We start from the raw sequence: 11,280 nt of genomic DNA, 5'->3' as shown, positions 1-11,280 counted from the left end.
ATACTCACATACTCACAATAATTTTGAAAGTTTGTAATAATATTTGTCAAATGAAAGTTGTAAATCGCTACGCCTGTACCTGACTCAAGCAAATTAGCCTCCGATATAGTCGGGGCGGTTCACGTGGATAGATTAAGCAGATTATCTCAAGATGATTTTGCAATTCTAAAGCAGCGTATCAAAGATAAGGGCTTACGATTGGTAGTGGCTGACCTACCAACGACACATACGGTTAGCGAGGGTATGACAGGCGACATCCTCAGGGTAATTAACCATATGCTGATCGACTTATTAGCAACGATGGCAAAGCTTGATAATGACAAGCGTAGAGAGCGTATCAAGCAAGGATTGGCTAACAGTGGCTATAAGCCCACTGGTAAGAAGCCTAATACAACGAAACACAATCGTATTAGAGAATTAGACAGTCAAAATAATATGACAAAAGAGGAGATCGCTAAGGCGGTTGGTGTTGGGGTAGCTACCGTTTATCGTGTCTTAAAGCAGGGCTAATAGCTGGGGTATTTTAAATATTAGCGCATCATTTTTATGATCATTACTATCTTTTGGAAAATACTGCCCTTCATGACTACTCATTCTCATTCAAAATAGACCCTTAGATATTTAGGCTAGTAGCACCAATGGTTTGAGTGAATAAGGTAGTCTTAGTACACTTAACAATGTACATAAAATAGAATTTCCAATAATATCTATCCTGATATTTAATCTCTACAGTCTAAAGTTATCAAAGTCAGTATGTCACTATTACAGTTAGTACGCTATTTTCAGTATAGAAGAGACAGTTAATATACATTGCTTCGAAAAACAAGGTTTTAGAATCAACGGTCTATAACATTGAGTCCTAGTCTCATCCAGCGAATTGCTTGTTCTTGATGATCGGTTAACGCACTCCAAAGAGCGTCTTCACTAATGATGGAATACATATTGTCTGCACATTCAACCATCAAGTTGTTTTCATGATCATCTCTCCACTGCTCACTCTGATAGTAAGTTTGCAGCTCAGATAATAATGTATTGGCTTCTAGCCATTTTTCCTGAGCATCTTGCATCTGTTCATTTAGCTCGTGCCAACGCTCATACTTTTTTTGCAGCGCTTGTGCATCAAAAACATCCATTATATTACCCCAGTTTATAATTATAAAAAAACCAATAAAACCGCTCAGATATATTCATAGCAGCTTTATTGGTTATATTGTATTGAAAGTTAATATATTAGCCAAATACTTTCATACGCTTATCAACAGGCTTAAACGCTTTGTCGCCTGCTGGCTGCTCAATCGCACCAAATACCATTTGCGCATTCAATTCCCAATGCTCATCGATATTCCATTCGCTAGCCACTTTTTTATCAATGATTGGATTGTAATGCTGTAAGCTGGCACCGACATTAATGCTGGCTAATGCTGTCCAGATTGCATACTGGTGCATGGCATTGGTTTGATGCGCCCAAATTGGGAACTTGTCCGCATATAAAGGCGCAGCGGCTTGCATGTCTCTTACGACGCTATGATCTTCAAAGAACATAATAGTACCGGCGCCGGCTTTAAAGCTATCCATTTTTTGCTTGGTCGCAGCAAATTGCTCTTCATTATCAACCATATCACGTAATGTATCTTCGGTAATTTGCCACAACTTGTTGTGGTCATCACCAAATAAAACAACGATACGCGTCGATTGTGAGTTAAAAGCGGATGGCGTATGCAAGACTGCATGCTCGACCAAATTAATGATTTCGTCATTTGATACTGGTAATTGATTGCTCAATGCATAGATAGAACGGCGCTTTTCTGCCAATTGTTGTAAGTTTTTTAGGTTTGACATTGTTTTCTCCAGTGATTATTGATGAATTTAAGTAATTAAGAACTAAGTTATAAAGCTAAATGGTAATCAACCTTTAAAACCTTCAGGTAATTCAGGCGCTGGCAAACGTTTCATATCTGAATCGACATTACCAAAACGCTCATGACCATTATTCCAGTCGATAATAGATTGCTCAATCTCTTCCTTACTATCAGCAACGAAGTTCCACCATAGTAGTACTTTTTGATCTAAAGGTTCACCACCGATAAACATCACACGTGTGCCTTTTTTAGCAACCAATTTGATGCTTTCGTTATTAGCAACATCACTATCGTGGAAACGAAAGAGTTGATCCTGCTTACATACCTTTCCTTCAGATTCTATCTCACCCTCTGAGACTAAGATGCCGTATTCAAAGCCTGGTTCTAAAGTCAGTGTAGCCTCGCCATCTTGGGTAAAGTACACGTCGATACCGACCAGCTTGGAGTATTGGATAGTAGGCGCTTCAAAGTGCTGACCTGACACATTGGTATAGCTACCGGTTGTCAAAATCATCTCAACACTATCTTCCGTCCACGTTGGTAGCTCTGGATAATGATGAAAACCGCGCTCAATCTCTTGATCCGTCGGTATCGCAATCCAGAGCTGTACCATGCTGAGGGCACGCGCTGCGTCTGGTGAGCCACCAGTGTCTGGAAACACGCTTTGTTCCATATGACTGATACCTTGATTCAAACCTGTACCGGCTGTCATGACGTTGACTTGGTTCTTAGTAATGACTTGCTCGTTACCTAAGCTATCTTTATGCAGTACTTCACCATTTAACATCCAACTAAAGGTTTGCAGATTAGTATGCGGATGACGACCCACTTGCATACCTGATTCATCTGGATCAAATTCAGCGGGTCCTGCATGATCCAAAAAGCACCAAGCTCCGATAGGTTTTTTGCCAGTGTTAGGTAGCAGACGGGCAATAGGAATACCGCCAACATCGGCCATTCTTGGCTCTAGGGTTTGAATACTCATCATTCACCTCTTATTATAGATAGTTATAGATTATTGAATGCTTACTGATAAATTAGTACTACTTTTTGTATGGATTGATACTGCTGTTGACTGTATAAGTGTTTAATATAGGATTATTCAATAAATAGGTACTGAATAATTAGTTACTTAATACATAGGTACTTCCATTAGTAGTACTCTTGCGTCCTCGGTCGCATCCATCGTGAAGCTTTTGGTATCTGAGATACCAAGGCCGTCACGATTATCAAGAACATTACCGTTGATAGTCACTTTACCTTCTAGTACCAAGACATAAACACCGTTATTGGCATCTTTTAAATCATAAGTCTGAGTCACGCCTTTATCGAAATAACCCATATGAAACCAAGCGTCTTGATGAATCCAAACCCCAGCGTCGTCGGCATTTGGCGATAGCACTTGGTTGAACTCATTAGCTTTTATGTACTCATTCATACGCACTTGCTGATAACGCGGCGTCACACCCATTTTGTTGGGAATCACCCAAATTTGTAAAAACTTGACAGGCTCATTAGTATCGCCATTCATCTCGCTATGAGTAATACCTGTACCCGCTGACATGACCTGAATCTCACCCGTTTCGATGATGCCTTGGTTACCGATATTATCGCCATGAGCTAACTTCCCACTTAGAGGAATACTGATAATTTCCATGTCGCGGTGTGAGTGCTTGCCGAAACCTTGACCACCAATAACAAAGTCATCATTGATGACTCGTAGCGCGCCAAAACCCATACGCTCTGGATTATGATAATTGGCAAAGCTAAAAGTATGACGGCTTTTGAGCCAACCATGGTTAGCATCGCCACGAGAATCTGCTGCATGATAGATCGTTTTCATAAGTTATCCTTTATAATTGGTTGCTTATTTAAGCTATGGGTCTATTATAATTGTTGACCATATATAGATAAATAGTGCTTATTGCAAATGACTATTCTTATTTATAGAACAATAAGTGCTTAGCATTAACGTAATATAATAGTCACGCCATCATTCGCGTCACCCGTTATTACCAATAGACAGGTGCAAAAATATTAATTATAAAGAGAGAATAACAATGTCAAATCTGCATACAACGCATTACGATGTGATCGACAATAAAAGCCAAAATCGATTTGAGATTCATATTGATGATCAAATCGCCTTTGAAGACTATGAGTTTTTTACCACTTCACAAGGTGAGAAGGGTATTGAATATAAGCACACATTCGTGCCAGAAGCGCTTAGTGGTCGCGGTATTGCAGGCTACTTAGTTAAGGTTATCTTAGATTGTGCAGCCGCTAGAAAACTGCGCGTAAAGCCAACTTGTCCTTATGTGAAGTCTTACATTGATAAGCATCCAGAATACCAAGCCAATTCGGTGTTTCATGGTGCGAAAGCCTAAGACAATATGCATAAAAAAAGCCATGATAAATTATCATGGCTTTTTACGATTAATGGCATTACTCAATAACGGTAGAGCTTTTATTAGCTAATATGCTGTAAGAACTCTGAATTACGCGCTAGTAGTGATAAGTACAGCACAGGAATGACAAACAAACCGACTGCCCAATAACTGAGATTCACATACAGCACCGCGCCGAGTAGCGCGCCAATCACAAAGCTGATAACCAATGCCGCGCTATGCCCCAATTTTTTGGCATTATCAGCGCTACGGTTGGCAATATAATCTGACAGGCCAATACCCAGTTGGGTCGTATTACCCGTCATTAATACCGTTGGACTCATATGTTTGATGACTGTTTTACTAGCCGTATTACGAATAGCAAGTGCCGTTAAGCCCAAACCACCAGTGATGGCGACGGTTATATCGCCTGCTTCAGTGAAAGGTTGAAAGGACAATCCTGCTATCATAAATGCGCTTAAAAATAGCGCTTCTGCCAAGAACAAATGACTAAGTACTAACGCTTGCCTCCGACTTTTATCAATGTATATTTTGGTAATAACCACCGTTACTATAAAAAGTGGCACCGATGCCAGCTTGATCCACAAGCCATCTTCACCTTTAACCAAACCGCTACCAGCCAGTACTAAGTTACCCGTGACATGCGCGGTAAAAAAGCCAAACAAAGTGATGAAGCCAATGGTATCAATCGCCCCACCAACTATCGTTAATAGTATAGGCGCTTGATAGCGTTGCCAAAAGCTGGGAGTCTTACAATCTAGAGTATTGTTATCAGCGACAGCTTTAGGCACTGGTATTTCCTGCAAAATCCACAAAATCAGTCACAAAGCGCTGTAAGAATTTCTGTGTGCGCGGGCTAACACTGCCATCATCATTTAAGCTGTCAGTTGCACGACTTAAATGAATTTCAGGATCAATCATCATTTGTGCCGAGAGCATTTGCATGCTTTTTCTGACATCAAGGCCACTATTGATACCGCCAAAACTGCCTGGCGAGGCCGTCACTACCGCAACTTTTTTATGGGTCCACACGCTTTCTTTATAAGGACGTGAGGCGATATCTACGACATTTTTCAAGGCGGCAGGCATAGTGCGGTTATGCTCTGGTGTGACAATTAATACGGCATCAGCGCCTTTCAGCTGCTGACGCACACGCTCATAGCTATCGATAGTCGTATCATCATAATCCTGATTGTAAAGGGGTAAGTCTGTGATATAGACTTCTTTTATAGACACGCTTTCAGGCATCTGCGACACCATATATTCTGCAAATTTACGATTGATAGATTCTTTTCGCAAGCTGCCAATAATTAAGGCGATGTTTATGGATGCGCTCATAGCGGCTCCTTGATTATGATGATAAGACGATATTTTCTAAGCCATTTACTCTACTATATTCTGCGATGATTACTGTTATCAATTGAATAAGCACCTGCTCCATGAGCAAATATCATCAAGAAACCACCCGCCATCGCAATGTTTTTCATAAACGGGTTCATTTGTGATTCATCAATCCAAAACTGATGGAAAAGTAACGCTGAGACAATGCTAAAACCAGCCATTAAAATCGCTACTAAGCGCGCTTTAAAGCCTAATAAAATAGCGATACCACCAAGCAGCTCAACAGCAATAACCAAAGGCAATAGCATCCCAGGCACCCCCATTGCTTCCATATAACCTTGAGTAGCGGCATAACCGGTAATTTTGGTAAAGCCTGAAAAGATAAAAATCATTGATAACAATAGGCGTCCAATTGGCGCGCTTAACGCTTGCAGGTTGTCCATGGGTTTTCTCCAGTAATAGAATGTTTCTTAAGCTTTTATTTGATTATGTGACAGGACTATTGTATTCGTTGCTTATAACTAGATAAACCGTGATAATTACAAATGTAAGTTCTTATTTAAAGAACAATTAAGAGGTGGTTTACATGGGACAATTAGAAGATATGGCAATGTTTGTGCGTATTGTCGAAGCAGGCAGTATTACCAAGGCTGCCGAGCAACTGAACATCGCAAAATCTGCGGTAAGCCGGCGTTTAAAGGAGTTAGAGACGCGCTTGGGCAGTCAACTGATTAGCCGAACCACGCGTCAATCAAGCTTAACCCAAGCCGGTGAACAGTATTATCAAAAGGTGTACCATATACTTAGTGAAGTAGATGCGCTGAATGAAGAGACGAGTGGTACTCCGACGCGTATCGAAGGAACATTAAAGATGACTGCACCATTGTCCTTTGGTTTGATGCATTTAAACGATGTTATTGATGAATACGCCAATCAGCATCCTGAGTTAAAGTTTGAGCTGGATTTTTCTGATCGGCATACTGATTTGATTGAGGAAGGGTTTGAGTTAGCGATTCGTATTAGAGAGTTGCAAGATTCCAGTTATCAAGCCAAACGTCTAGCACTGATTCGTTATGCGTTATGCGCCAGTCCCGAGTATTTAGAGAGGATGGGTACGCCAAAGACTTTTGACGATCTGTCAGAACATGAGTTTTTACAATATGGTATGAGCAAATCTAGCACGATAGAACTGATAGATGAGCAAGGTAAGAAGCATCAAGTCGCCGTAATCGGTAAAATAAAAGCCAATAATGGGGACTTTTTGCGGGAGATGGCAGTCAAAGGTCATGGTATTGCTTTTCTGCCAACTTTTATTACTTATAAAGCATTAACCAGTGGTGAGCTTGTGCCTATCCTGCAGCAGTATCAATTGCCCACTTTAAATGCTTATGCGGTCTATCCTAAAAATCGATTTTTATCGCAACGTTGTCGTTATTTGATTGACTTTATTGCCGAGCGTTTTGGTGATAATCCGTACTGGGATAAGTTTTGATAAGCACTTACGGCTCAACACTTAACGGACAAGCTTAAATGAACAATATACCTGCCATTAATACAATAAGTGCCCGCGATCCCACTGAGCCATATCGGGCCTCAACAACGCTTGAGTTATTATTTGATTTAGTCTATGTCATTGCCGTTTCAGCAGCGGCAAGCGGCCTTTACCAGCGCTTGCTTGAGCATGACTTTTTAGGGTTTTTGACTTTTATCATAGCCTTCTTTATTTTATGGAATGCTTGGACGAGCTTCACATGGTTTGCTTCCGGCTACGATCCTGATGATTGGTACTATCGTCTCTCAGTATTGCTGCAAATGTTTGGCTCATTAATGATTGCAGCCAACATCAATCAGTTTTTCGAGCAAGGATTAACATGGATAGGAGTCACTGGTTACGCGATCATGCGATTGGCCAGCTGTAGCCAGTGGTGGCGTGTTTATCAGCAAGTAGAAGGTCACAAACGGGTGGCTGGTCGCAGTATTATTGGCTTACTAACGCTACAAAGTGTTTGGATACTTTGGTTGTTTCTACCTGCTTCGATACAAACGCCTGCGTTATTTTTATTTATAGCCGCTGAATTACTGATGCCAATATGGGCGCGTGCCGCACAGAACATCAATTGGCATCCTCATCACATGGCTGAACGTTATGGTCTGTTGACCATTATTGTTTTAGGCGAAGGCGTGCTAGGAGTTAGTAATAGCATTCGAACCTTTTTAGTCAACTCCGATTCTGCTGCTAGCGCTATTATGTTATTAGGTTCAAGCCTTGTGGCATTGGTTTTTGCCTTATGGTGGCTCTATTTTACTATCCCATTCGGTACTATTTTGGACAATGAGCGTCGTCGTTATGATTTATTCTTATTTGGCTATGGGCACTTTTTTGTTTTCGCTACGCTTGCAGCGTTAGGCAGCGCGCTTAATTTAGTGACCGATGCTTGGGCAGATACTCTGAATCGTACGGTCACCCAACCTTATGCTATGGGATTATTGATGATCATGCTATTTGGCTTTTTAGTGACCCTAACCTTACTTCGAGCCTTGATGTGCCGAAAATCAAGTCACAATATGACGGCTCTTATTCTTGCCACCTGTATTATTTTTCTGAGCCATACCGTAGTAGTGCAAGGGCTATCGATTACTTATGGTATTTGGTTAAGCCTGCTCGCACCTATAATAATGACGTGGTACTTTCATCAAGACAATAAGCAATGGGAAGTGATAAATGTAGCTTAAATATAACAATTTACAGCAAAATTTAACATTAACAATTTTAGTTTGCACTATCATAACTTTTTTTGATTATTTGACTTTTAACCGAATATTTATCTATAAGGATTCTTATGAAAAAACTAATGGCTGCGGCTCCTGTTGTGTTACTACTAGCGGCTTGTGCTACTAATGCTCCTGTGACTGGCAACAATCAAACCAGTACTATGATGTGTGAAGATGGTGGACAAGTACTAGCCGCATACTCAGCTAATGGTCAAGTTGCCAATCTAAATGTGACGTTGCCTAAAGTGGGTATAAATAATAAAAAACTGACCTTGAATCAAGCGGTTTCAGGTTCTGGTGCTCGTTATACTAACACTACTGACCCTAAGATGAGCTATGATTGGCACACCAAAGCAGATTACGGTGTCATGAGCGTAAGCATGGCAAACGGTCAGACATATAGTGTCAACTGTAAAATATAAGTATTGATATCAATACTATCTAATTAAAAGGTCTCGCTACTGTAAATACAGGAGCGAGACCTTTTTGATTATACAATCTTGTGGTTTAGATAATTCCTTATTTAGGAACTTCGTCTTTAGAGTGTTGGCATGCATATTTCGAGTTGTTAAGGTATGCCCTTGATGCAGTTAGTCTTTGAAGCTAGCAATCGTTTTAGATTTATTTGTCATAACGTCCGTTAAATGAACAATTAGCTGTTACACAGAATTTGTGATGTTCTCGAGTAGAGGAATGTAAAAGGTTTTTTCCTCAAGTATGGGTTAAAACCATTATGTCTGCTGATCTAAGGTAATAACCGCCTGTTTTAACCAAGTGCCTGCCTTACCTAACGGTTTTTCTTTATGCCAAATCAGCTCAACCGCAACGGGCCAACTGTGCTTATCAAAATCCAGTTTTGGCGACACCAAAGAGCCATCTTTTAGCCCATCCACAATGAAATGCTCGGGCACCAGTGCCCAGCCAAGGTTACGTTGGACGAGCTCAATAATCACCCATTGACTCTCAACCCACCACACATCAGCAGCAACCCGTAAACGTGATTTTTCTTTACTCTCGTTACGCGTCGCGACAATCAGCTGACGATATCTTTTCAAATCCTCCCAGCTCACAATTTTATTTGCCATCTCATGTTGAGGTGAACATACCATTTTAAGCGGAATCCAGCCTAACGTATGAAAGCTAATCGCTGAAGGTAAGTCCTCTTGGCTCCACATAATGCCTAGATCTGCGCGCTTTTCTAAAATTAAGCGGCTGACATCTTCCATGATGGGCAGCAATAGCTCTAACTCCACAGTTGGAAACAAGTTATCAAACTCATCGAGCAATCTTGCTAGCCACTCTGACGGATAAAGATCATCAACTGCTAGCACCAAACGGCTTTCGACACCTTCACTTAAGCTTTTGGCCACCCCAAAGAAATGCTCGCAGCGCTCCAGTATTAAATAAGCTTCAGCTAGCAGCCGTTTACCTTCCTCCGTCAATTCAGGATAGCGACTATTTCGAGTAAATAACACGTTGTCCAAGTCGATTTCTAAATTTGCCACCGCCGCACTAACCGATGATTGTGCTTTGCCAAGCCGCCGTCCTGCTGCTGAAAACGACCCAGTCTCTACCGTTGCCACAAATGCTTGCAGTTGCTCTAAAGAAAAGTTCATGTATCGGTTTTTCCTATAGATAGTAACTTTGATCTATTAGTTTAGCAGATACAATAGAGTCAACTAAGTAATATGAATGTATATTCTATAAGGATTAATCATGCGAACTCATAGAGATCGTATACGTCACGCTGTTGGATTTGAAATAATTGCATTAATACTATCCATTCCCATTATGAGCTTCTTTTTTGATTTTGATATCAAAGATATCGGTGTTATTGCCATCGTAGGCTCTATCATAGCGACTATATGGAACTACGGTTTCAATATTGTCTTTGATAAAGGGATGGTAAGGTTTAAGCGCAGCACATTTAAGACGCCAGCGATACGGGTGCTTCATGTACTGCTCTTTGAAGGTGGCTTACTGATTCTATATCTGCCGATGGTATCTTGGTATTTAGGCATTAGTTTATGGCAAGCTCTTATTATGGATGCGTCATTGGTTGGGTTCTACTTTGCTTATAGCTTCTCTTATAACTGGGCTTATGACAAGATCTTCCCGATACCTTATTTTAATTATGAAGAAAACAAACCCCTTCGTGCATAAAACGCCCTAGCTACTGACTGGGTTATACCTATGATGAACCCATTAGGTACTTTCACTGGTTCGGCACCCTAGTGAGGACTTGAATATAAGGCTGGAGGCTATTGTTATCATCAGTAGATCAGCTTACTTTTCAACATGAAACAGTCGTTTTCCGTCTTTTTAATTACCTACTAAAAACCATTAAATATACAACTGATTTTAAATCACTATGTTTACGCCAATAGCTATCAACCCTAAAACATACAAGGGAAGCCCTGACAAATATACACACAACTTTCTATAGAAAAACTTTCAATAATGCTTTATCTTTCATTAAAAATCACATAGAAAAAAGTGGCTAGCAATAGCCACTTTTTTTATGCCTTACTCTCTAGTAGGTACACTTAGCTTTACGCAACCAGACAGAATGTGTCATGAGACATTTTTATTTAGACTTCATCTTCACAGCTATCGCATTGATGATAGCTGCGTGGTGGGGATATTCACATGGCGGTATGGGCGGTTTGATAGCCACCCTATCTATTACCGCTATTTTGGCCGTCATGGAGATTTCATTATCTTTTGATAATGCGGTGGTCAACGCCTCAGTCCTAAAAGGCTGGGACGAATTTTGGAAAAAGATATTTTTAACCGTTGGTATTTTAGTTGCCGTCTTTGGTATGCGTTTGGTATTCCCTATTGTTATCGTTGCTGTGACTGCCGACCTTGGTATTATGCAAGTGGTCGACTTAGCCTTA

The 11,280-nt window shown here is 40.6% G+C and carries 15 protein-coding genes; 7 read left to right on the top strand and 8 right to left on the bottom strand.

What is annotated here, in order from left to right:
• The first annotated feature begins 63 nt into the window (after positions 1 to 63).
• Positions 64 to 510: a helix-turn-helix domain-containing protein gene (locus ACMHKH_RS14030; protein WP_413521250.1), complete on the top strand. Its 447-nt coding sequence runs from the start codon at positions 64 to 66 to the stop codon at positions 508 to 510.
• 326 nt (positions 511 to 836) lie between these two features.
• Here ACMHKH_RS14030 and ACMHKH_RS14025 read toward each other — a convergent pair whose 3' ends face one another.
• The 4 genes from ACMHKH_RS14025 to ACMHKH_RS14010 form a co-directional block, all read right to left on the bottom strand.
• A complete protein-coding gene (locus ACMHKH_RS14025; protein ID WP_413521249.1) occupies positions 837 to 1,133 on the bottom strand; it encodes a DUF4298 domain-containing protein in 297 nt (98 codons plus the stop codon).
• Positions 1,134 to 1,230: 97 nt separating this feature from the next.
• Complete coding sequence (locus ACMHKH_RS14020; protein WP_413521248.1) at positions 1,231 to 1,839, bottom strand: nitroreductase family protein; 609 nt, start codon at positions 1,837 to 1,839, stop codon at positions 1,231 to 1,233.
• A gap of 66 nt (positions 1,840 to 1,905) precedes the next feature.
• The gene (locus ACMHKH_RS14015) at positions 1,906 to 2,844 is read right to left on the bottom strand and encodes a pirin family protein (protein ID WP_413521247.1); all 939 of its coding nucleotides are present in this window, start codon (positions 2,842 to 2,844) and stop codon (positions 1,906 to 1,908) included.
• Positions 2,845 to 2,991: 147 nt separating this feature from the next.
• Entirely contained in the window at positions 2,992 to 3,702 is a 711-nt protein-coding gene (locus ACMHKH_RS14010) for a pirin family protein (protein ID WP_413521246.1), read from the bottom strand.
• 217 nt (positions 3,703 to 3,919) lie between these two features.
• On the opposite strand from ACMHKH_RS14010, the gene ACMHKH_RS14005 reads away from it, so the two are divergent.
• Entirely contained in the window at positions 3,920 to 4,246 is a 327-nt protein-coding gene (locus ACMHKH_RS14005; RefSeq protein ID WP_413521245.1) for a GNAT family N-acetyltransferase, read from the top strand.
• An 83-nt stretch (positions 4,247 to 4,329) separates the two neighbouring features.
• Here the strand turns inward: ACMHKH_RS14005 and ACMHKH_RS14000 are convergent, their stop codons facing one another.
• The 3 genes from ACMHKH_RS14000 to ACMHKH_RS13990 are packed head-to-tail and all read right to left on the bottom strand — an operon-like array spanning position 4,330 to position 6,051.
• A complete protein-coding gene (locus ACMHKH_RS14000) occupies positions 4,330 to 5,058 on the bottom strand; it encodes a YoaK family protein (RefSeq protein WP_413521244.1) in 729 nt (242 codons plus the stop codon).
• Positions 5,051 to 5,605 carry an NADPH-dependent FMN reductase gene (locus ACMHKH_RS13995; protein ID WP_413521243.1) on the bottom strand — a complete coding sequence of 185 codons (555 nt, stop codon included), beginning with the start codon at positions 5,603 to 5,605 and terminating at the stop codon, positions 5,051 to 5,053. Before ACMHKH_RS13995 ends, ACMHKH_RS14000 begins: the two co-directional genes overlap by 8 nt.
• A 53-nt stretch (positions 5,606 to 5,658) precedes the next feature.
• Positions 5,659 to 6,051 (bottom strand): DoxX family protein, encoded by a 393-nt coding sequence (locus tag ACMHKH_RS13990; protein ID WP_413521242.1) that lies wholly within the window; start codon positions 6,049 to 6,051, stop codon positions 5,659 to 5,661.
• 143 nt (positions 6,052 to 6,194) lie between these two features.
• Here ACMHKH_RS13990 and ACMHKH_RS13985 point away from each other — a divergent pair, with 143 nt between their 5' ends.
• From ACMHKH_RS13985 to ACMHKH_RS13975, 3 genes are all read left to right on the top strand, one after another.
• Positions 6,195 to 7,100, top strand: coding sequence for a LysR family transcriptional regulator (locus ACMHKH_RS13985; RefSeq protein WP_413521241.1), 906 nt, complete (start codon positions 6,195 to 6,197; stop codon positions 7,098 to 7,100).
• Positions 7,101 to 7,138: 38 nt separating this feature from the next.
• Complete coding sequence (locus ACMHKH_RS13980; protein ID WP_413521240.1) at positions 7,139 to 8,341, top strand: low temperature requirement protein A; 1,203 nt, start codon at positions 7,139 to 7,141, stop codon at positions 8,339 to 8,341.
• A 107-nt stretch (positions 8,342 to 8,448) separates the two neighbouring features.
• Positions 8,449 to 8,802, top strand: a complete 354-nt coding sequence (locus ACMHKH_RS13975; RefSeq protein ID WP_413521239.1) for an MliC family protein — start codon at positions 8,449 to 8,451, stop codon at positions 8,800 to 8,802.
• Between the two features lie 309 nt (positions 8,803 to 9,111).
• On the opposite strand, the gene ACMHKH_RS13970 is transcribed toward ACMHKH_RS13975, so the two are convergent.
• Positions 9,112 to 9,996: a LysR family transcriptional regulator gene (locus ACMHKH_RS13970; RefSeq protein WP_413521238.1), complete on the bottom strand. Its 885-nt coding sequence runs from the start codon at positions 9,994 to 9,996 to the stop codon at positions 9,112 to 9,114.
• A 100-nt stretch (positions 9,997 to 10,096) separates the two neighbouring features.
• On the opposite strand from ACMHKH_RS13970, the gene ACMHKH_RS13965 reads away from it, so the two are divergent.
• A complete protein-coding gene (locus ACMHKH_RS13965; protein ID WP_413521237.1) occupies positions 10,097 to 10,543 on the top strand; it encodes a PACE efflux transporter in 447 nt (148 codons plus the stop codon).
• Between the two features lie 413 nt (positions 10,544 to 10,956).
• Positions 10,957 to 11,280: DUF475 domain-containing protein (locus ACMHKH_RS13960; RefSeq protein WP_413521236.1), on the top strand; the 324-nt coding region annotated here is incomplete at its 3' end.

Origin of the sequence: Psychrobacter glacincola, from assembly GCF_965118485.1 — a bacterium.
In the GTDB taxonomy this organism is placed as follows: Bacteria; Pseudomonadota; Gammaproteobacteria; order Pseudomonadales; family Moraxellaceae; genus Psychrobacter; species Psychrobacter glacincola_D.
Note: the sequence above shows the minus strand (reverse complement) of the source record. Positions and strands in the feature narration are given on the sequence as shown.